This window comes from Cytobacillus sp. MT66 (genome assembly GCF_058792595.1).
This window is the reverse complement of record NZ_JBXAFB010000010.1, coordinates 35,128-54,241: the sequence shown is the minus strand read 5'-3', so window position 1 is coordinate 54,241 and position 19,114 is coordinate 35,128. Positions and strand designations below refer to the sequence as shown.

Genomic DNA, 19,114 nt, shown 5'->3' with positions numbered 1-19,114 from the left:
ATGTTTATTCGAAGAAAGGTTCATTGTGCGCCTTCCGGGTGCTTTTAATAAAAAAAGAGGGCCAAAATGACCCTCTTCATTGCGCTTAACATGATATTCCTCTGCAGGATGCAGCATCAGCTGCCGTCACCTAATAGCACCAATCCTACACCATCCTGACTTTCTTCTTTATCTAAAGTTAATTCTTCCGTTCCTGTCACAGCAGGATCAAAGGCGACTTTAATGCCATTAATCGTTTGAATTCGATCAAACTCCTGTGGTGGCTCTAAAGATAAGGCAATTTGAGGTCCGCTAGCACCCGCCGTGACAGTCAGGCGGATTCCTTCATTGCCTCTTTGTTTGAAAATGTTTTCTAAAAGGTCCTTTGCTTCATTTGTAATTCTCATTTGAGTTAGCCCCCGTGTATCATTTTTCTCGAGAAATTTCTTACTCTCCAGTCTCTGCAAAACGTTTAATTCTTTCGCCAATTTCATCTCGAACACGCTGAAATTCAGACCACTCTTTTCCTGCCGGATCATCAAATCCCCAGTGCTCACGCTTTACATGCGGAGGTGTTACCGGACATTTATCAGCGGCATCCCCGCATAATGTAACGACTAAATCAGCATGGTTTAAGATCTCAGGGTCGATCATATCAGAAGTCTGACTTGAGATATCAATGCCAGCTTCTTCCATGGCTTTGACTGCATTTGGATTTAACCCATGTGCTTCAATCCCGGCACTATGCACATCCCAATCTTCTCCTAAATGCTTTTTCGCCCAACCTTCTGCCATTTGGCTTCTGCAGGAGTTTCCTGTACATAAGAAATAAATAGTTTTTTTAGACATAACTAGTTCTCCTTTTAGTATAGTACTAATGCAATATATAGTCCCAGCAAGGTGATAAATAGAATCGGTATCGTTAAGACGATCCCTGTTTTAAAGTAGGTGCCCCATGAAATCTTAACTCCTTTTTGCGATAAAACATGAAGCCATACCAAGGTTGCTAAGGAACCGATAGGGGTAATTTTCGGACCTAAGTCAGAACCAATGACATTGGCATAAATCAGGGCTTCGCGCACCACGCCGGAAGTCTGCGTCTCGGCAATTGCCAAGGCGTCAATCATGACTGTTGGCATATTGTTCATCATAGATGATAAGAAAGCAGCAATATAACCCATAGCAATCGTTGCAACAAATAGTCCCTGATCGGCAGCCGCTTGGATCATACTTGCCAGCGAATGGGTCAGCCAGGCGTTTCCCAAACCGTACACAACAACATACATGCCAATCGAGAAAAAGACGATATTCCACGGAGCTCCTTTGACCACCGTTCTCGTGTTGACAGCATGGCTTTTTCTTGCCATGAATAAAAAGACAATAGCAACAAGTCCAGCAACCACGGAAACGGGAATATGAATGGCCTCGCTGGAAAAATAACCAATAAGCAAGATTGCTAGAACAAACCAAGAAAGGCGGAACATCTTATCATCCCTAATAGCTTCCACTGGCTTCCTTAATTTAGACAAATCGTACGTTTTCGGGATGTTCTTTCTAAAATAGATTAATAATACCGTAATGGTTGCCAACAGTGAAAACAGGTTCGGCAAAATCATTCTGAACGCATATTCTACAAATCCAATGTCAAAAAAATCGGCTGATACAATATTTACTAAGTTGCTGACCACAAATGGCAATGATGTGGTATCAGCAATAAATCCACTCGCCATAATGAACGGAAAAATCATGGCTTCTTTAAGATTCAAATGGCGAACCATAGCAAGGACGATCGGTGTCAATATAAGTGCTGCTCCGTCATTGGCAAATAGCGCCGCAACAATAGCACCCAATATACTGACATAAACGAACATCCTGATGCCATTGCCCTTGGCAGCCCTTGCCATATGCAGAGCAGCCCATTCAAAAAATCCAGTCTCATCTAATATTAAAGAGATCAAAATCAGGGATACAAAGGTTAAAGTTGCGTTCCATGTAATGTCTATGACTTCTAAGACATCATTAAATCCGACAACCCCCACTAAAAGGGCAAGGAGTGCTCCGCCACAGGCAGACCACCCAATGTTCAGCCCCTTCGGCTGCCAGATGACTAAAATAAGTGTTGCTAAGAAAATGGCTGATGCCAAAATTGCGGTTGTCACTAGATAAACCTCCATTAGTCACAAGAGACGTCATTCTTTAGTGTTAAGTATTGGTGTGAAAGATGCTAAAAGCAAAATTCGGACTAAAGGAATCGCTGTGATTATAATTGAATTTCAGCTTTCACTGATGGTGTGCAGCAAGCGTCAGCTTCGGTTTTGCTGACATCGCTGTCTGCTTTTGTATAAAAGAATTCCCACTCATTTCCGTCAGGATCGGTTACCCAAAATTTATCCTGGACTGCATAGCAGCAGGTTGTATCCATTTCATCGCGGGCAAAGAACCCTTCCTTTTCTAAGCGTTCTTTATGAACTGTGATTTCCTCAGCGGTTTCAACCTGGAACCCGAAATGATTGACCTGATTGCCGCTTACTTCGTCTCGTGCATTAAGGGTAAAGTTAAGTCCTGGTGTTTCTAATAGGAATTTTGCATAGTCCGGTTTCACTTTTACTGGAGATACTCCGAATACCTTTTGGTAAAACTCAATGGATTTTTCTAAATCAGTCACATTAATTCCCACGTGAACATATTTCACTGTGATTCCCCCCTATATGTTATTTAAATCAAAAAAATTGATATATAAAATAAAAAAATTAGCAGCAGCTGCCTCTTCCTGTTTTTCTAAAAATGCAGCATAATTCTTCTGATAACAAATTGTTTACTTCAGCATCATTTAAATCGTAATAGCTCCAAGTACCTTTTGTTTCTTTAGTAATGAGACCGGCATCTAATAAAATCTTTAAATGATAAGAAAGTTTAGACTGGGTCATTTCTAATGCCCCTGTTAAATTACATACACATGTTTTTCCTCTTTGAGTAAGCTCATACATGATTTCCAAACGCTTCTGATCGGCTAAGGCTTTAAACTTTTTCTCATAATCTTGAAACTGTTTTGTCGTCTCAGTCATTTTAGCTTTTCCTTTCATCAACTTTTTTTGATATATAAAGCATACAAAATTATCTATCTTCTTTGCAATATATAAATCAATTTTTTTTGATTAATAGCAGAAACTCCGCTCTATACGATTAAAAAAGCCCATTTCTAATTGAAACAAGCTTGAAAATTTATTTAGACGTATAAATACAAAATCATAAAGTCTACATCATAATAGCGATTGTTTTCTAACCTTAAGCCTCTCTTTTCTGTACCAAAAACTTCAAATCCCAGTGAAGAATAAAGCTTTTTGGCCGGTTCATTTGTTGAAACAACGGCTAAGTACACCTGCTCCAAGCCTTCAATCTCTTTTGCTTTCGTTATCGCTTCATCCATTAAGACTTTGCCAATTCCTAAACTTCTATTAGCAGGCGAAACATACATGGCTCCAATATGTGCCCTATGGCTTAGTTTATATACTTTTTCTTTATATAAAGTAATGATTCCCACCAATTCCCGATCCTCAAAAGCTCCATAGGTAAAAGAATCATTCGATTGCAATCGATCCTTAATGTTATGAATAGTTAGGTCTTTTTCCTCTTCAAAACTGGAGGCGAATGATTCAGGACTATTTTGCAGTGCTTCAAGTCTAAGGCTGCGGTATTTCTCTGCATCTTCTAATGAAGTTAACCTTCTAATTTCCATCGTTTTTCCCCTTTAGTGCTATATCTAAATTAATGAAGTAAATAATTGCAATATCAAAACAATGGCGCGCCATGCGGCTGACCGCACGGCGGCCTTTGTTGCAGTTCTATAAAATATTCTTCGCTCTCATTTCCTCAATTTCTTCTTTTGTGTAGCCGATTTCCGCTAAAACTTCTTCTGTATGCTCGCCGGCTAATGGCGGATGGCGTCTGATATCAACCGGTGTTCTTGAAAGCTTCAAAGGGCTGCCAACAAGACGGACATTGCCTGCAGTTGGGTGCGAGATTTCCTGCACCATGCCGCGCGCACTGACCTGTTCGTCCTGGAAGAGCTGCTCCATGTTGTTGATCGGACCCGCAGGAATGCCATTTGCCCGAAGCAGCTCTAGCCATTCCTTTGTGGTCTTTTGCTGGAATTTTTCCGAAAGAATGCCTTCAAGCATCTCGCGATTCTCCACCCTTTTCGGGTTGGTCGAGAATCTCTCGTCTTCGCAAAGCTCTTGTGTGTCTAATACGTTGCAGAGCTTCTTGAATTGCCCGTCGTTGCCGACTGCGATCACCATTTCTCCGTCAGCTGTCGCAAACGGCTGATAGGGAGCTACATTCGGATGCATGTTTCCTAACCGCTTCGGAACCTTGTTCGAAACCAGATAATTGCTCGCCACATTAATCAGGGTACCGATTTGCGAGTCAAACAGCGAAATATCAATACTTTGCCCCTGATTGGATTGGTTTCTTTCATTCAGAGCTGCGAGCACGCCAATTGCCGCATACAAGCCGGTCACAATATCGGAAATCGCCACGCCGACTTTCATGGGGCCGGATTCCTCGCTGCCATTAATGCTCATCAGTCCGCCCATCGCCTGAATGATATAGTCATAGCCTGGAAGATCTTTATAAGGGCCGGTTTTACCGAATCCCGTAATCGAGCAGCGGATAATCCTTGGATTTAATGATTTCATATAATCATCGTCAAAGCCCCATTTTTCGAGTGTGCCATTTTTGAAGTTTTCCATGACGATGTCTGATTCTTTAATGAGCTTTCTTAGGACGTCTTTTCCTTCCTCAGTCCGCATATTTAACGTAATGGCGCGTTTATTGCGGTTGGCGCATAAATAATATGCGCTTTCTCCGCCCACATTAGGCGGCCCCCAGCTTCTTGTATCATCGCTTCCGCCTGGTGCTTCCACCTTGATAATCTCTGCGCCTAAATCTCCTAGAATCATTGTACAGTAAGGCCCAGCAAGCACCCTTGTTAAATCTAGTATTTTGACTCCATCTAATGCTCCAGCCATTTTTGTCACCTGCTTTAAAATTATGATTTTTCATAAAATATTAAACTTTTCTATCATTATATCAAAAAACAAGAAATTTCAGGTAAAATTGTTATTGGGAAGGGAAAAGACATTCAACGTTGGTTTAAGTAAAGAAAACAACGAAAAAAGAAATAAGTCCATAAAGAAAGATAGGAGGAATTATATGAAACTATTTAGCGCCTTCCTCACTGTTATTGTGCTGGGCTTTGCTGGATTTGTTGCGACCATTATTGCGGTCCTTTCCGGAAATTACGAGTTTTATAACGTTTTTATTCCAGCTGTAACCATAGGGCTGATGATGGCGATTATTCTCGCTATCTATGGCCATATCAAGAAAAAAGGGCCGAAGATTGGAGTCATTGCCTTTTTCTCCTTAGCTGTCGTTTCAGTGATTGCTTATGAAGGCTATCAGGCCTATGTGAGAAGCATCGAGGTTGTAAGCTCGCAGGATGTTGATCTGTCGGAGTATCGCCCGTTTATAGAAAATACGAAAGCTGTCCATTTAGATGAGGCGTCAGCATTTAAAATCGAGGATAATCTTCCAAAGCTGGACGGGGCGACCGCTCTTTATCCGGTTTATGCAGGCTTCGTTCAGGCGGTATATCCAGAAAAGGAGTACCCGCTCTATGACAGTGAGGTGGTCTCCAGCCAAACGAGCTTCGCCTTTGATCGTTTAGTTAATGGCGAGGCCGACATGGTGTTCCTGGCGCATCCGTCAGAAATCCAAATGAACAGTGCCAAGCGCCGTGGGGTCGAGCTTAACTTAACGCCGATTGGAAGAGAAGCGTTTGTATTTTTTGTCCATTCAGACAATCCGGTTGAGACGCTGACGGTTGAACAGATTCAGGGGATCTATTCGGGAGAAATAACCAATTGGAAAGAAGTTGGGGGCAAGGATGAAGAAATCCGCGCGTTCCAGCGCCCTGAAGGCAGCGGCAGCCAGTCCGCTCTAATTAAGATGATGGACGGCAAACCGCTAATGGAACCGCCTGCAAAGGATATCGTCTCTGGGATGGGCGGCATCATCCGCGAAACAACCAACTATCAAAATCGTACAAATGCCATTGGCTATTCATTCAGACATTTCTCGCAGGAGATGGCCGATAACGGAAAGATCAAATACATTGCCATCGAAGGCGTTGCGCCGACAAAGGAAAACATTCAAAACGAGACGTATCCGATTGTTGATCAGTTCTACGCCATCACCACCGGAGGCAGCCAAAACCCGCATATTCAGGACTTTATTGACTGGATGCTGTCTAAGCAAGGACAGGATATTGTAGATCGCAGCGGGTATGTTCCTTTGAAGTAAGAAGGGAATGATGGAAACAACGTTTCTTTGCATAAAGATTTTATTTAAGCAGCTTCGGCATTTTGTCGAAGCTGCTTTTATATTCATTGATTCTTTTCCTTTTGTATCTTTTCCCTGTGTCCTTCATTTTTAATTACCCAATAATAACTCGCTCTTTTGGATAATGATAATTCGGCTCCTTCCCATTCTTGGAAATAATAAATATAAATGAAAGGATTCCAATACGCCCGATAAACATTAACAAAGTAATTATGACTTTTCCAATATCACTTAACTCAGGTGTTATTCCCATCGATAAGCCAGTTGTTCCAAAAGCAGAGCATACTTCAAATAGTATTTCTATTGTTGAAAAAGGCTCTGTTATTTTTAGCAGCACAACAGAGATGAAACAAAGGAAAATTGCTGTCTGCATAATAGCCATTGATCTCTGTATGTCATCAGGATGTATTTCTCGTCTAAAAACCTTTACTGATTTATTTCCTCTTGCAAAGTTATAAATAAATAATAAATTAATAGCAAATGTTGTTGTTCTAACTCCGCCACCGACAGAACTAGGAGAAGCTCCGACAAACATTAAAATACATAATGTAAGAAGTGTTGGTTCAGAAAACTGGCTAATGTCCATGGTAGCCAAACCCCCATTTCTTGTCGTAGCAGATTGAAAGAATGCATAGAAAAAAGACTCGTGCCACGTTTTATTAACGAAAAAATGACCTGCTTCCAATATTAGAATGGCGATGGTGCCAAAAATCATTAATGAAAAGAATGTAACGGTTGTTAATTTTGTATATAAAGAGAAATGGACTGAACTATCTGTTCTTTTATTCTGGATAAAATCTTTTACTTCGATCAGAACAGGAAAACCAATTGCCCCAAGTGTTAGGAGGATAATATTTATCAATTGGACGAAATAATCATTTGCAAAGGGAATGAGGGATTGACCTGTAATATCAAAGCCAGCATTTGTTGTTGCACTGATCGATGCAAAGAACCCTTGTAAATATGCTTCTTGCCAAGTTGGAAAGTACGATAAAAAGTATGTACCCAGAATAATGCCGCCTATTATTTCGATAGCAACTATGATAAATAAGATATTTTTCATAAGCTTAACCAGCCCAGCAAATGTTGATTGGTTTTGGTCTGTCTGAATAAGCTTTCTTTCTTTAAATCCAATTTTTTTTCCTAAGAGTAACCAGACGAAAGTTCCCAATGTCATAATTCCAATGCCGCCGAATTGCATAATAAACATAAGAATAAAGATGCCTGGAGTACTAAATGTGTCAGGAGTTGAAACGACACTGAGTCCCGTAACACTTATTGCACTTACGGATGTAAATAATACATCGATAAATGTCCATTCTACTCCTGGCTTTAGTGCAATGGGCAAGCTTAATAAAACGACAGACACGAATGCTGCAATTAAATAAAAGGTAACGATTAATTGGGAGGGTGCTAGATTTTCGAACTTCATTTTAATAACCCTTAGTTTGGACATTCAGAATAACCCCTTTGAAATGATTTCACCTCTAATTTGTATAATTATTATAGTGCTTTAGTTTTCTTATTCAAATAAAAATACAGATAGGACACAGGGACAGGCTCCCTCACTCAATTTGAATGAGGAATTAATTGATTTAATTAATTTTTATTTTAATTTATTTAATAAAAATGATCACTTTTATTAAATAAATTAAAATAATTGTTTAAAAATAGAAAAATACGGTGTATGATATGGATAAATAAAAGAGAGGAGACCAGTATGGCGTATCCTTTACTTACTAATTGTCCAGTTTGCAGAAATGCACTTAAAATTACTAAGCTACAGTGTAACCATTGTCAGACAACGATAGAAAATGAATTTGAAGTTTCAAGAATAGCGGCTCTCGGGCAAGAACAGCTGCATTTTGTTGAGATTTTTCTTAAATGCCGCGGAAATATCAAAGAGGTTGAGAAGGAGCTCGGAATTTCTTACCCGACTGTCAGAGGAAAATTAGATGAAATTATCTCCACTCTGGGATATTCCTCTCAAAAGAAACCGGAAGTGGATAAGAAAAAAGTTGTATCGTTACTGGAAAAAGGCGAAATTACGGCAGAGGAAGCCATTCAGTTACTAAAAGAGGGGGAAGTATAATGAAGGACGAAATTTCGAGAGTCTTAACACTGGTGGAAGAAGGAAAGATTAATAAGGAAAAAGCAAGTGAATTAATTAGCATTTTACAAGGAAAAGATCAGCCAGAACCAGTGACAATAAAAAAGGAAGTCCCCTATGGAAATAAAATGCTGAAGATTCGTGTGACCTCTGAAAAAGGTGATAACGTAAATGTGAATTTACCAATTAATCTGGTAAAGGCTATTTTAAAAGTGGGTACAAATATTGCAGAAAAAATACCTGAGGCAGAAAAATATGTAAAAGATATTAACGTTGACGTTCTCATTGAGGCTATTGAAAATGAATTGGATGGACAGATTGTTGATATCACCTCAGCCAATGGTGATAAAGTTTTCGTGGTGATTGAGTAGATTATGTTAAGAGTCAGGGTGAAAGTAAAGGATAAACGGTTCTCCATCCCTGTTCCCTATGCGGTTTTAAATTTGGGTAGTTTGATTATTACATCAAAAAGATTTAATCACTTAATAAATAAAGCGATTGAAAAGGATGGCAGCAAATTCATCTTCCCGGAAATTGAAAGAAAGGACCTGAAGCTGCTGCTGCAGGGACTTTCTAAGCACAGTGGAGTTATCCTTGTTGAAACGAAATTGAAGGATGGAACTGAGGTAGAAGTAAAGCTTTAAATAGGGACACGGGGACATTCCCGTGTCCCTTCTTTATAAAGAAGTTTGCTCCCGTAACAAATTGGGGATTTTTTCCGTCTAATGAGTGGAAACTAAAGGAAAAGTCTAGGGGGAACATCGTATGAAGAAATCATTTACTATCGCAGGTACGCTCTTTTTGAGCATGTCTCTGTTTGGCTGTTCAGGCACAACCAGTGCCACCCCGGAACAGCCGTCGGAGCAGGCCTCCGAACAGCCGAAAGAGCCGCCGCAGGAAGCTGTTCAATCCGATAAGGAGCTCGTTACTAAGGTAGTTGAGGCATTTGGCAAAAAGCTGCAAATGGTCTCGCTGCTCGCGCCGAAAGAGGATTTAAAAAAGAATATAACTGAACAGTATGGGGGTCTTGTTTCAGAGCCTCTATTAGAAAAATGGATCGATAATCCGGAAAGCGCCCCAGGACGCCTGACCTCAAGCCCCTGGCCGGACCGAATCGAGGTTCTTTCTGCTGAGAAGGCCACAGATGCGTCTTATATGGTGAAGGGAGAAATTATCGAGATTACAAGTGTAGAGAAGGAAAAGGGCGGTGCTGCGGCCAAGCGCCCGATTGAGCTAACTGTTGAAAGGGTCAATAATAGCTGGCTCATCACTGATGTCACACTTGGCGAGTATGCAACAGACGGCATCCAGTATAGAAATGCAGAATATGGCTTTACATTGGAACTTCCGGAAAGCTGGAAGGGCTATAAGATGATCATGGATAAGTGGGAAGGCATGTCACCGCAGGGCGGTAAGGCGGTTGAAACCGGTCCGCTCATTTCGATCAGGCACCCGCAATGGACCGAGCAGGACCCGCGTCAGGATATCCCGGTTATGGTGTTCACGCACAAGCAGTGGGACGCGATGCAGGCAGATCAATTCCATATCGGGGCAGCACCGATGAATCCTAAAGAACTGGGGCACAGCACAAACTACGTCTTTGCCCTGCCGGCAAGGTATAACTATGCATTCCCGACTGGGTATGAAGAAGTCGAGGAGATATTAAATAGCGGGGCGTTTAAGGTGATAGAAGAAAAATAGAAAAAGCTAGCCCCGTTATCGCATAACAGGGTTGGTCAGCGTAGAGAAAATACGAAGCATCATCGTTTTGGGAGTACGAATCAGCATTTATTCGTACTCCATTTTTGTGTGATTATATTTAGGCTGAAACTATTGCATGGTTGATTACGTACAAAAAGATAAGTATATTACCCGGAGAGGAATGATGATTTATGAGAAAAATATATAGGTCTACAAAAGAAAAGCAATTATCAGGGGTATTAGGCGGCTTAAGTGAAAAGTATAAAATAGATGTTAGCATACTCCGTATACTAACTGTCGTGTCCGGATTTTTTACTGGCGGGGTAACTTGGCTCATTTATATTTTAGCAGCAGTAGTTATGCCAACTGACAAAGAAATCGATTAATCAATAGCAGGGGTTTGCCCTGCAGTACTGTTTTGTATTTTATTTATGCTGATTTGATTTAAACCATCCGAGGGCTTTTCGTTCCATTTCCTGCACAAAGCTCTTTTTCGCCGGACTGTATTCGCTTGTGTGCTCGAAACGCTGAGCCAACTCTTCTTTAAATCGGCTGTACCTGGCTGCTTCTTCCGGGTAGGACCTGAGATAATCGCGAAAAATTAAATGACGCTCGATTTGCGGGTTATCGTGCTGGTAAAAGTGAATGTGATGAGTTCGGTGTTCTCTGCCTTTTCGAAACAGCCTTCTGCCTGCAATCCCCCATTCCCCGGCGACATCATACCCAAGAGATGCCATTCTGCTATTATACGAATCTATCTTAGCGATATCTTTAACGATTACCATCATGTCGATGACAGGCTTTGCCATCATGCCTGGGACGGAGGTACTCCCGAAGTGTTCAAATCGGATGATCTCGCCGCCGAATATGCCTTTCAAAGTGTCAGTCTCAGCTTGATACATACGCGGCCAATCTTCTTTGTAGTCTGTCAGCCTAATTTTCACGCGCAGTTCTCCCTTCACAAATCTTTCCCATCATTTTAACATGAACTTCCAATTAGAATGAGGAATTTCGAGGAAGTGAGGGAATATTTGTATCAAGCAAATTTTAAAGAAATAAACGTTTCTTCTTAAAAAGAACTAAAACTTAATGGACAATCATTTGTATATTGGTAAAAAGATTTGAGGGGGATGCTTGGATGGATGCGGTTTTTAAGACGCAAAAAGGAATATTTAATTATCGGGCTGCCGGCGTCTGGATGGAAAATGGCTATGTACTGTTACATAAACAGGTACAAGATGAGCACTGGACACTTCCTGGGGGCAGAGTTAATCTTATGGAAGATTCAAAGTCAGCTGTCCAAAGAGAAATTCAGGAGGAGCTTGGACAAAAGGTAGAGGTTAATAATCTCCTATGGATCACGGAGAATTTTTTCGTATATAATCAAAGCCCTATTCATGAAGTAGGCTTGTACTATCATATCGAGGCTGCAAACAATGCTTCGTTTTTTAATAAAGACACCTTCTTTGGGCTTGAAGGGGAGAGACTCCTGTATAAATGGTTTCTGATTAATGAACTGGAAGAGATCGAGCTATATCCAGAGTTTCTTAAAGCTGGGCTAAAAAGGCTTCCAGGAACCCCTGAGCACGTAATTATTAAACAAGATTCATAGGAGGCCGTCATGATCCGTGAAAAAATTAATCTAATCTTAGATTCGATGCAGGATCTAAGGACCTAAGGAAATGAAAACAATTATATGTATTCTTTTCTTGTTTTGTTGATTCCTAGATTTAAACCAACGTTGTTGTTTATAAAATTAGCCCAGAAAGATGCAGGCAATTTAAAGGACTTGGAAAAGAAAATGGAGAACAAAGTGAAGGAATGGTTAGATTACACTTAAAAAAGTCTGCTGTTTTAGAAGGGTACTTTTATGTTTAAACCATTCATATAGAGATGGAGGGATATGGTGGGGGAAATAATCTTATCTGTTGTTTTTATGATTCCCGTTTACGGCTTGTTAATTTGGTCTTATTTAGATCCCGAAGAAAGTCTGCTGTTTGGAAAAAGGTGGATGTATAATGAAGAGCCAGAATTATCGGATGAGGCAATCCGTTATACTAAATTTGCATCAATAGTTGCTATGGTGGGTTTCCCCTTCGTTATCATCAGTTTCCTTTTTGAAATTTACCTTCTTCGTTTTTCATTAGTGATTATTCCTTTAGTGATGCTTTTTGGGGCATTTAAAATCTTCGCAGGTAAAAAGGATGCCTGAACAATCGAGGACCTGGAAAAAGGAAGTGAGGAGAGATGATTATAGTTCAATTCCAACCTTTCTTCTTTTCTTTGTATCTTGACTTAAATAAACGTTGTATAAGAAGTGTGAAAATAAGAGCTTAGGGTCACTTCTAAGCTCTATTTTTAGTTAGATATATTTAAATTAAGCCGGCGGTATAACTCCGGACAGAAGCAAAATAAAAAACAACAATCCTATTGCGAAAAAGATGGCTGAGGCTGTAAAAATAGGCCCTCTTCGAAAGACAAATGGCTCCCGTTTCTGAATGATCCCTGTTTGGCCGCTAAGATGAGAGGAATGGAACTCTGAAATTTTCCCGCCGCTGCTGGAGAAATAAAAAGTGCCTGCCGCAAACGCCATCCCTGTAAAGAACATGACCTCAATAAAACGGACTGAGAAGGCTGAAGCGACAAAATAGGTAATGACAACCTCCACCGTCAATGTCAAAAGGATAATGAGCAGATTTTTTAACTGCATAAAATTCCCCCTTTATGTGTTTTTTGATTACAAAAATTTGACCTTCTTATTAATCATTTGAGCATAACTCCATTTTTGTGTTTTGATCTTTCCTTTTGTATATTCTATGGATTCTTCCATATGAGTTGATTAATCCCCTTCAAGATAAATTAAATTTAATTAAAATTGCGCTTTTTATGTATTCGAATTCTGAGTATAACTTTTACAAGTTTGTTGAAGGATTGGTATGATCTTTAAAAGGGGGGAGGAAAATGAAAAATCCTCGGAAGCTTTTAATCGCAATGCTAACAGTAATATTACTTATATTGGTTGCGTATGCAAACTCGTCGGAGAAGTCAAATACGAACCTGAATAACCAGTCATCAAACAGCGGCCCGACTCAAAATGCAAAAGGTGACTCAACAAATAAAGACCGAATAAAGACAGGTAAAACAGAAAACTCTTCAGAAGGTGCCGAAAGTAAAAAGGACGAATATCTCAAGAGACTAAACGAAATGGAAGAAGCAGACAGATACGCAGAAGTTAAAACAACAACGGCAGAAATGATAGAACAAGAGGCGGAAAGATATAAAAAGTGGGATGGGGCATTGAACGAAATTTATGGGATATTGAAAGAACAGCTTAGTACAGAACAGATGGATAAATTAAGAGAAGAACAACGGAACTGGATTAAACAGAGAGATGAAATGGCGAAAGAATCATCACTAAAATATAAGGGCGGTTCAATGGAATCATTAGAATATGTGGCTGCGCAAGCAAGCCTTACACGAGAAAGATGCTATGAGTTGGTTGCAAAATACATAAATTAATATTTCTTGTTTTATTGTTTGGAAGATTTAAAGGAATATTTATTCGTTTATTGAGCCCTTCTTCTTTAAATGTCAACGATACAAAAAGAGAAGTGCTCATTACACTTCTCCATACGGTTGCTGCAGTTTCCGCTATTGTTCAGTTTCTTATGCAAGTACACTTCCTGATAATATAGCTAACCCAATAACCATTATTACTCCAATACCTTTGAAAATAAAACTCATCCGTTCCATAGGCTCCATCATTTTAAATCCCTCCTTTCACTGATTTATTAATTGCATCATAAAGGCTGAAAATGAAATTTTTATGAAAAGCAAAAGAATGGGTTAAAATTTAAATCAACTTTGTTTCTTTTTTCGTTGATTTCTTGATTTAAAGGAATGTTTATTCGTTTATTGAGCTTACTCTATATATAGTTAGTCCAAGCATGTGCAAGTCTCTCTCCATATACTACAAGGGAATCTTTTACTCAAAGATCGAATTAAAATTCACGTGTAAGAGAGGTGATGATTTGTTATGGGAACAAACAAGCAGAATTATACGGTTCTCCGGCATGAAGCTACAATAGACATTTTACAGCCAGGAACAGGCGTATTTACTTATTTTACAGATTTGACTGAAAACCACTATAAGGCATTGATTAGCGTACGCATTGAAGATATAACGGGTGGATCTCCAAACGCTCAACTCATTGTGACGCCACGAATGGGACCTGATACTACTATAAATTTCACTGAGTCAGCTGCTATTCAAATTGAAGATGCTCGAGCTGTCAAGTTAAGTACTTCCAGTCCAGGCATAATTGGAGGGAGTATGAATATTGTAAAAGACTTTTGCATGTGTTGCTCAGACTTGGGTGAAGTTCAAAGACATGAAGAGACATTTTCCTTCAGAGGGTCGGATTTTCTATTTACAGATTTGACTGAAAACCACTATACTGCAATGGTTGTCGTCAGAGGAAGACTGGAGGGAGAAGTTGTTGTAACACCGAGAACGGGAGATCCTGTAACCATTACACTCCCGCCTAATGCAAGAGGCGTCATTCAAATAGAAGATGCTCAATCTTTATCAATTGAAACGAGACCCGCCCGTGAAGAACCTCGAAATACAGTCGAAATCATCAAAGACTTCTGCATTAGCTGTCCTTAATGGACGAGGGGACAGGTCTCTTGTCCTCTTCAATCAAGATCATAGCCCTTCGATGGGGACTCCATAAAATTCAAAAGTCCATTTTTTATTTAATAATCTTCATGTTATTTTTGAAGGGCTGTCCTATGGTTTAAAGTCTATTAATTCCAGGAGCTCGGATGTGTCCCCTTCAAATGTAAGGAAATACGGTCTGTTTTCATCGCTGAAAACCATTAAATATGGCTCTTCTTGGCCGGAAAATATGATTGTTACTTCATCAACTAGGTCTTCAAACCATTGGTTTTTCACCATTTTATGAGGTTCCAAAGGAACTCTGATCATAAATCCTTTATTTGGAATAGGATTGTATTTTACATATACGCCCGATATTCCTTCAAGGAATTTTTCAACCTCTTGTTGCGTCTCCTTACTTGTTGGAGCACCCGCAATCACTTTCCCTTTGCTTATATCGAAAATTTCTATCTTCTGGGCCGATTGAGCAGTGACTGCTGCTGAAATTAATTGGAGCAAAATAAAGCTTATTAATACTTTATTAATCACCGGGATCACCTCAGAGGTATTATTCCCTAAAAATTAGCCTGTATAAGAGAAAGACGCGCTTTTCAAAGAACGGCTGGTTAAGAAAAACTGGCAGTCTATCTGGGATAAGATAAAGGTGCACCACATTTAGTTAGGTTTATTTCTTGTTTCGTTGTTTTCTAGATTTAAAGGAATGTTTATTTGTTTATTTTTTAAAAGCCAACCAAAACAGCCAATTTCTGTTTAGGAAAACGGCTTTACTATGGGATATTTATGGTTTTTCCTTTTTAGATCAGCTGATAATATAACCCGAATTGAGTATCATACCATAAAAGTTTTCCATGCTTTCGTTTCGGGATGCGTGCTTGAAAGCTCCATTCGGGATACTGTTTGATAATCTGCACCTGGTCACCTGTACCAAAGGCAATAAATGAAATATAATGATCCTTTGTCATGGGATGTTCACTTGAAATAAACCATTCCTGGTCAATTTCAGAAATGGCAAGCTTTTCATCTTCTGAAGCCTTTTTCGCGGCTAATGGTTCAAGCTTTCTTCCACAGCAAGATAGGGTGATGTTTCCGGTTGCTAAAGCAATATTATTACATGTTGGACAGACAAAATAATGAGCCTGTTTCATATTTCCTCCTATAAAATCATTCGGCGCTAATTCACCATCTAGCATATTTTCTATATTTACTCCAAGGAGGGATGATAGTTCTGATAAAAGCGTAATATCGGGACAGCCGTACCCACGCTCCCATTTTGAAATCGTCCGATCAGAAATATTCATTCGATCTGCTAATTGTTTCTGTGTTAACCCTTTTTCCTTCCGCAATCTAAAAATTAACTCTCCAATTTTGCGATTATCCATAATTACTCCTCCTGCTCTAGTGACATCATAAATGTTTGAAGGCAACGAAACAACAAACGCTCCGTAGAGTTAATTAGTCGGCGGGAAGAGGAACTTATATATCTTATTTCGTTGGTTGATAGATTCGAAGAAACGTTGTAACCCTTTTGAAAAAGGGGATCATCCCCTATAAACTCCATTAAACTAATACTGCATTCCCTTTAATTCGAGTCCTCGTAATTTTATTTTGATGTGTATATGTTTCAGATATAATCATACTCGGACGTTCCATAGCAATTCCCTGGATCACCTGATAGCTGTTCCAGCCATCGTTTTTGGAATCGAAAATGTTATAGTTCGTTAAATAGGCGCCTAAAGCAGATGCGGCAACACCGGTTGCGGGATCTTCGTTATAGCCTGCTCTATTTGGAAACTGGCGTGCGTGGACACGGTTTTCCTCTTCAACCGCAAAAGGATAGAAGCCTGTAGTATTGTATTCATCACACAGCTGCCAAAGGTATTCGAAATTCGGGTTAAGAGTGTTCAGTGTCTCTACGCTTTTTAATGGAACAATCAATTTATAGCGCGAGGTAGACACGGATTGAATCGGATAATCAGCTAGGTCTGCTGCTTCAATATGGAGGGACTTGCAGATTTCTTCATTTGCAGGATTTACTTTCATAAAAGCCGGACGGAATTGTTCGACGCTAACGTCTATATTGGCTCCATTTGTTTTCCATTCGACTTTCACAGGTCCTAACAGGGTCTCCACCATCATCGGCGAATGTTTAATCATTCCTTGCTCCACTAGAACAGTCGTGCTCCCAATGGTGGCGTGTATGCACATTTCCATCTCATGCAAAGGAACAAAATAACGAAACTTTACATCACAATCGGAACGCGCTGGCTTTAAAACAAAAGCTGTTTCCTGGGCGAACTCCTTTGCCATCTTTTGCATCTCATCGGTTGTAAGATCATCCGCATCTAGCACGACAGGACAAGGATTGCCTCCTCCCTTTCCTATAGAAAACACGGTTGTATGTACGACATCAAAACCCATCTTTACCGCCTCCTTTTATGGAGATTTTATCATTATTGGCTCTGGAAAAGTATCGAATCTTATTAGTGGAGAGAACAAAACTTATCCCTTTTTATATTGCTTGCTTCGTTGTTTTCTATATTCGAAGAAACGTTCCAATAAAGTCCGTATAAAGAATATCGAGTGAAACATAAATTTTAACGATAATATGTATTTGGAGAGGAGGGAAATGAATGTTACCCAAATTCAATCATTTAATGGATTACATCGAAAAATATTTAACGGATTTAGAGCAAATTACGATTGAAGAAAGTTTATGGGCCATTTTCCCTAATCAAGGGCCATTTCCTGCTACACTTCAAGAAACTACCGCAAAAATTTATTCTGAATGGCTGCCTTCTTCAGATTACGAACTGGCAGATCTGCCTGGAATTTCTTACATAAAGTACAATGGGACTTCGGAAAATATGTATAGTGAAATTTGGATGGCAGTAAAGAAAAAAGTTGGCGATTGACACAAATGATGATTATCTGTACAGAAGACTTTCCGAAACCACATATGAATATCAAAGAGGTTGGGGTTCCTCTGATTTTGCCCCCAACCTTTTTTAGCTGCTAATTTTGCGACAGATTTTTCTGAGGGTTTATTGATTTCTACATTCGAAGAAACGTTGGATTCTTCTCTTTTCTCCAAGCTTCTTTTAACTTGGCTCCACATGAACATGAACGTCATAGACTCCGTAATCGTCTTTCATGGTTTTTTCAATGGAGGTTGCGATGTCATGGGCCTTTTTAATATCAAGGGTGGAGTTGACAAGGATGACCACATCAATCACTTCATTGTTTCCGTAGTACCTTCCTTTGATTTCTTTAATCCCTTTAACCCCGTCTACTTTCCTAATAACCTTCTGATAGAGTTCAATCTTTTGTACATCGAATCCATCCGAGAGCTCATAGGAAGCCTGTTTGAAAATCTCCCAAGCTGTTTTACAGATTAATAGTCCGACAACAACGGCTGTCAGCGGATCCAGCCAGGGCATATGCAATTGAGACCCCAATATACCAACCGCTGTTCCGGCACTTACCCACGCATCTGATAGGTTATCCTTCGCATTGGCCATGACAGCTTTGCTGTTAATTTTTTGGGCGAGATTTTTGTTGTATCGATACACAAAATACATTGCGGTAGCGGAAAGTATTCCAATATAAGCCGCTGCAATGTCCGGAGATTCTTTTTCCCCTTGAAAAATCGAGGCCACAGCTGCAGCAAGCACCTCTATGCCGACTGCCAACATAATAAAAGAAGCAATCATGGAAGCAATGGTTTCACTTTTCCAGTGGCCGTACCGATGATTTTTATCAGGCGGCCTTTGCGAAAATTTCAGGCCCACCAATACTGCTATGGATGCCAAAATATCTGTTGAATTATTTAAGCCGTCTGCCTTTAAAGCTTCGGAATCACTCATATAGGCGACAGCAAGCTTGATGATTGAAAGGATTACATACGCGATGATGCTGAAAATTGCTCCCCGTTCTCCCAGCTTAAGGTCATTATATCTTTGTTGCTGTTCCAACACATTTGATCCTCCGTCTAAAATTAGTCCTTGATTAGGATATCAATGAAATAGGGGGTGGGTCTACAGCAACCTTTTTGCCTAGGTTTATATAAGTAGTTTGTCTATAAAAATGTTTCACAAGGGAAAATTAAGAATTTTCACAAGGATAGATAGAAATAAATAAACGTTTCTTCATTGATTTCTAATGACTTTTTAATACTTTTATGAACATTCAAGCAATTGCTTGAACGTTTTTCAAATAAATGACTATACTATATTCAAATGAAT

At 39.7% G+C, this 19,114-nt stretch carries 25 protein-coding genes; 11 read left to right on the top strand and 14 right to left on the bottom strand.

The genetic code is table 11. From position 1 onward, the window contains the following. Positions 1-116 precede the first annotated feature (116 nt). The 7 genes from AC1Q59_RS17580 to AC1Q59_RS17550 form a co-directional block, all read right to left on the bottom strand. Positions 117-386, bottom strand: a complete 270-nt coding sequence (locus AC1Q59_RS17580) for an adhesin (protein WP_492367161.1) — start codon at positions 384-386, stop codon at positions 117-119. A 40-nt stretch (positions 387-426) separates the two neighbouring features. Beyond that, complete coding sequence (arsC, locus tag AC1Q59_RS17575) at positions 427-828, bottom strand: arsenate reductase (thioredoxin) (RefSeq protein WP_492367160.1); 402 nt, start codon at positions 826-828, stop codon at positions 427-429. Between the two features lie 14 nt (positions 829-842). Further along, positions 843-2,138: an arsenic transporter gene (locus tag AC1Q59_RS17570; RefSeq protein WP_492367159.1), complete on the bottom strand. Its 1,296-nt coding sequence runs from the start codon at positions 2,136-2,138 to the stop codon at positions 843-845. Positions 2,139-2,239: 101 nt separating this feature from the next. Beyond that, positions 2,240-2,671, bottom strand: coding sequence for an ArsI/CadI family heavy metal resistance metalloenzyme (locus AC1Q59_RS17565; protein ID WP_492367158.1), 432 nt, complete (start codon positions 2,669-2,671; stop codon positions 2,240-2,242). A gap of 58 nt (positions 2,672-2,729) precedes the next feature. Continuing rightward, the gene (gene arsR, locus AC1Q59_RS17560; RefSeq protein ID WP_492367157.1) at positions 2,730-3,044 is read right to left on the bottom strand and encodes an arsenical resistance operon transcriptional regulator ArsR; all 315 of its coding nucleotides are present in this window, start codon (positions 3,042-3,044) and stop codon (positions 2,730-2,732) included. 161 nt (positions 3,045-3,205) lie between these two features. Beyond that, positions 3,206-3,715: a GNAT family N-acetyltransferase gene (locus AC1Q59_RS17555; protein ID WP_492367156.1), complete on the bottom strand. Its 510-nt coding sequence runs from the start codon at positions 3,713-3,715 to the stop codon at positions 3,206-3,208. A gap of 106 nt (positions 3,716-3,821) precedes the next feature. Further along, entirely contained in the window at positions 3,822-5,009 is a 1,188-nt protein-coding gene (locus tag AC1Q59_RS17550; RefSeq protein WP_492367155.1) for a CaiB/BaiF CoA transferase family protein, read from the bottom strand. Positions 5,010-5,097: 88 nt separating this feature from the next. Between AC1Q59_RS17550 and AC1Q59_RS17545 the strand changes: the two genes are divergently transcribed. Then, positions 5,098-6,342: a PstS family phosphate ABC transporter substrate-binding protein gene (locus AC1Q59_RS17545; protein ID WP_492367154.1), complete on the top strand. Its 1,245-nt coding sequence runs from the start codon at positions 5,098-5,100 to the stop codon at positions 6,340-6,342. A gap of 133 nt (positions 6,343-6,475) precedes the next feature. Here the strand turns inward: AC1Q59_RS17545 and AC1Q59_RS17540 are convergent, their stop codons facing one another. Next, entirely contained in the window at positions 6,476-7,837 is a 1,362-nt protein-coding gene (locus tag AC1Q59_RS17540) for a TrkH family potassium uptake protein (RefSeq protein ID WP_492367153.1), read from the bottom strand. 264 nt (positions 7,838-8,101) lie between these two features. On the opposite strand from AC1Q59_RS17540, the gene AC1Q59_RS17535 reads away from it, so the two are divergent. The 5 genes from AC1Q59_RS17535 to AC1Q59_RS17515 all read left to right on the top strand — a co-directional run bounded on the left by AC1Q59_RS17535 (position 8,102) and on the right by AC1Q59_RS17515 (position 10,578). Then, positions 8,102-8,473, top strand: a complete 372-nt coding sequence (locus AC1Q59_RS17535) for a DUF2089 domain-containing protein (RefSeq protein ID WP_492367152.1) — start codon at positions 8,102-8,104, stop codon at positions 8,471-8,473. Continuing rightward, positions 8,473-8,862 carry an SHOCT-like domain-containing protein gene (locus AC1Q59_RS17530; protein WP_492367151.1) on the top strand — a complete coding sequence of 130 codons (390 nt, stop codon included), beginning with the start codon at positions 8,473-8,475 and terminating at the stop codon, positions 8,860-8,862. Before AC1Q59_RS17535 ends, AC1Q59_RS17530 begins: the two co-directional genes overlap by 1 nt. A gap of 18 nt (positions 8,863-8,880) precedes the next feature. Next, positions 8,881-9,135, top strand: coding sequence for a hypothetical protein (locus tag AC1Q59_RS17525; protein ID WP_492367150.1), 255 nt, complete (start codon positions 8,881-8,883; stop codon positions 9,133-9,135). A 121-nt stretch (positions 9,136-9,256) separates the two neighbouring features. Next, entirely contained in the window at positions 9,257-10,192 is a 936-nt protein-coding gene (locus AC1Q59_RS17520) for a hypothetical protein (protein WP_492367149.1), read from the top strand. Between the two features lie 191 nt (positions 10,193-10,383). Beyond that, positions 10,384-10,578, top strand: a complete 195-nt coding sequence (locus AC1Q59_RS17515; RefSeq protein ID WP_492367148.1) for a PspC domain-containing protein — start codon at positions 10,384-10,386, stop codon at positions 10,576-10,578. A 39-nt stretch (positions 10,579-10,617) separates the two neighbouring features. Here the strand turns inward: AC1Q59_RS17515 and AC1Q59_RS17510 are convergent, their stop codons facing one another. After that, positions 10,618-11,136 carry a GrpB family protein gene (locus tag AC1Q59_RS17510; protein ID WP_492367147.1) on the bottom strand — a complete coding sequence of 173 codons (519 nt, stop codon included), beginning with the start codon at positions 11,134-11,136 and terminating at the stop codon, positions 10,618-10,620. 194 nt (positions 11,137-11,330) lie between these two features. Here AC1Q59_RS17510 and AC1Q59_RS17505 point away from each other — a divergent pair, with 194 nt between their 5' ends. Beyond that, the gene (locus AC1Q59_RS17505) at positions 11,331-11,804 is read left to right on the top strand and encodes an NUDIX hydrolase (protein ID WP_492367146.1); all 474 of its coding nucleotides are present in this window, start codon (positions 11,331-11,333) and stop codon (positions 11,802-11,804) included. A gap of 294 nt (positions 11,805-12,098) precedes the next feature. Further along, complete coding sequence (locus AC1Q59_RS17500) at positions 12,099-12,404, top strand: DUF6199 family natural product biosynthesis protein (RefSeq protein ID WP_492367145.1); 306 nt, start codon at positions 12,099-12,101, stop codon at positions 12,402-12,404. 165 nt (positions 12,405-12,569) lie between these two features. On the opposite strand, the gene AC1Q59_RS17495 is transcribed toward AC1Q59_RS17500, so the two are convergent. Then, on the bottom strand, positions 12,570-12,902 hold the full coding sequence (locus AC1Q59_RS17495) for a hypothetical protein (protein WP_492367144.1): 333 nt from the start codon (positions 12,900-12,902) through the stop codon (positions 12,570-12,572). Between the two features lie 251 nt (positions 12,903-13,153). Between AC1Q59_RS17495 and AC1Q59_RS17490 the strand changes: the two genes are divergently transcribed. Continuing rightward, positions 13,154-13,711, top strand: a complete 558-nt coding sequence (locus AC1Q59_RS17490; protein WP_492367143.1) for a lysozyme inhibitor LprI family protein — start codon at positions 13,154-13,156, stop codon at positions 13,709-13,711. 814 nt (positions 13,712-14,525) lie between these two features. Beyond that, positions 14,526-14,861: a hypothetical protein gene (locus tag AC1Q59_RS17485; RefSeq protein WP_492367142.1), complete on the top strand. Its 336-nt coding sequence runs from the start codon at positions 14,526-14,528 to the stop codon at positions 14,859-14,861. Positions 14,862-14,984: 123 nt separating this feature from the next. On the opposite strand, the gene AC1Q59_RS17480 is transcribed toward AC1Q59_RS17485, so the two are convergent. The 3 genes from AC1Q59_RS17480 to AC1Q59_RS17470 form a co-directional block, all read right to left on the bottom strand. Continuing rightward, positions 14,985-15,401, bottom strand: coding sequence for a hypothetical protein (locus tag AC1Q59_RS17480; RefSeq protein WP_492367141.1), 417 nt, complete (start codon positions 15,399-15,401; stop codon positions 14,985-14,987). A gap of 266 nt (positions 15,402-15,667) precedes the next feature. Continuing rightward, a complete protein-coding gene (locus AC1Q59_RS17475; RefSeq protein ID WP_492367140.1) occupies positions 15,668-16,252 on the bottom strand; it encodes a helix-turn-helix domain-containing protein in 585 nt (194 codons plus the stop codon). 178 nt (positions 16,253-16,430) lie between these two features. Next, positions 16,431-17,291 carry a PhzF family phenazine biosynthesis protein gene (locus AC1Q59_RS17470; RefSeq protein WP_492367139.1) on the bottom strand — a complete coding sequence of 287 codons (861 nt, stop codon included), beginning with the start codon at positions 17,289-17,291 and terminating at the stop codon, positions 16,431-16,433. 212 nt (positions 17,292-17,503) lie between these two features. Here AC1Q59_RS17470 and AC1Q59_RS17465 point away from each other — a divergent pair, with 212 nt between their 5' ends. After that, complete coding sequence (locus AC1Q59_RS17465; protein WP_492367138.1) at positions 17,504-17,785, top strand: GyrI-like domain-containing protein; 282 nt, start codon at positions 17,504-17,506, stop codon at positions 17,783-17,785. Positions 17,786-17,971: 186 nt separating this feature from the next. Here the strand turns inward: AC1Q59_RS17465 and AC1Q59_RS17460 are convergent, their stop codons facing one another. Continuing rightward, positions 17,972-18,847 (bottom strand): cation diffusion facilitator family transporter, encoded by an 876-nt coding sequence (locus AC1Q59_RS17460; RefSeq protein WP_492367137.1) that lies wholly within the window; start codon positions 18,845-18,847, stop codon positions 17,972-17,974. Positions 18,848-19,114: the final 267 nt, after the last annotated feature.

What these genes read in the sequence shown, in the direction of transcription:
- AC1Q59_RS17515 (WP_492367148.1), top strand. Translation starts at nt 10,384, where the DNA reads ATGAGAAAAATATATAGGTCTACAAAAGAAAAGCAATTATCAGGGGTA.
- AC1Q59_RS17485 (WP_492367142.1), top strand. Translation starts at nt 14,526, where the DNA reads ATGAATATTGTAAAAGACTTTTGCATGTGTTGCTCAGACTTGGGTGAA.
- AC1Q59_RS17490 (WP_492367143.1), top strand. Translation starts at nt 13,154, where the DNA reads ATGAAAAATCCTCGGAAGCTTTTAATCGCAATGCTAACAGTAATATTA.
- AC1Q59_RS17540 (WP_492367153.1), bottom strand. Translation starts at nt 7,837, where the DNA reads ATGTCCAAACTAAGGGTTATTAAAATGAAGTTCGAAAATCTAGCACCC.
- AC1Q59_RS17465 (WP_492367138.1), top strand. Translation starts at nt 17,504, where the DNA reads ATGTTACCCAAATTCAATCATTTAATGGATTACATCGAAAAATATTTA.
- arsC (WP_492367160.1), bottom strand. Translation starts at nt 828, where the DNA reads ATGTCTAAAAAAACTATTTATTTCTTATGTACAGGAAACTCCTGCAGA.
- AC1Q59_RS17470 (WP_492367139.1), bottom strand. Translation starts at nt 17,291, where the DNA reads ATGGGTTTTGATGTCGTACATACAACCGTGTTTTCTATAGGAAAGGGA.
- AC1Q59_RS17555 (WP_492367156.1), bottom strand. Translation starts at nt 3,715, where the DNA reads ATGGAAATTAGAAGGTTAACTTCATTAGAAGATGCAGAGAAATACCGC.
- AC1Q59_RS17580 (WP_492367161.1), bottom strand. Translation starts at nt 386, where the DNA reads ATGAGAATTACAAATGAAGCAAAGGACCTTTTAGAAAACATTTTCAAA.
- AC1Q59_RS17550 (WP_492367155.1), bottom strand. Translation starts at nt 5,009, where the DNA reads ATGGCTGGAGCATTAGATGGAGTCAAAATACTAGATTTAACAAGGGTG.
- arsR (WP_492367157.1), bottom strand. Translation starts at nt 3,044, where the DNA reads ATGACTGAGACGACAAAACAGTTTCAAGATTATGAGAAAAAGTTTAAA.
- AC1Q59_RS17530 (WP_492367151.1), top strand. Translation starts at nt 8,473, where the DNA reads ATGAAGGACGAAATTTCGAGAGTCTTAACACTGGTGGAAGAAGGAAAG.
- AC1Q59_RS17520 (WP_492367149.1), top strand. Translation starts at nt 9,257, where the DNA reads ATGAAGAAATCATTTACTATCGCAGGTACGCTCTTTTTGAGCATGTCT.
- AC1Q59_RS17495 (WP_492367144.1), bottom strand. Translation starts at nt 12,902, where the DNA reads ATGCAGTTAAAAAATCTGCTCATTATCCTTTTGACATTGACGGTGGAG.
- AC1Q59_RS17535 (WP_492367152.1), top strand. Translation starts at nt 8,102, where the DNA reads ATGGCGTATCCTTTACTTACTAATTGTCCAGTTTGCAGAAATGCACTT.
- AC1Q59_RS17505 (WP_492367146.1), top strand. Translation starts at nt 11,331, where the DNA reads ATGGATGCGGTTTTTAAGACGCAAAAAGGAATATTTAATTATCGGGCT.
- AC1Q59_RS17475 (WP_492367140.1), bottom strand. Translation starts at nt 16,252, where the DNA reads ATGGATAATCGCAAAATTGGAGAGTTAATTTTTAGATTGCGGAAGGAA.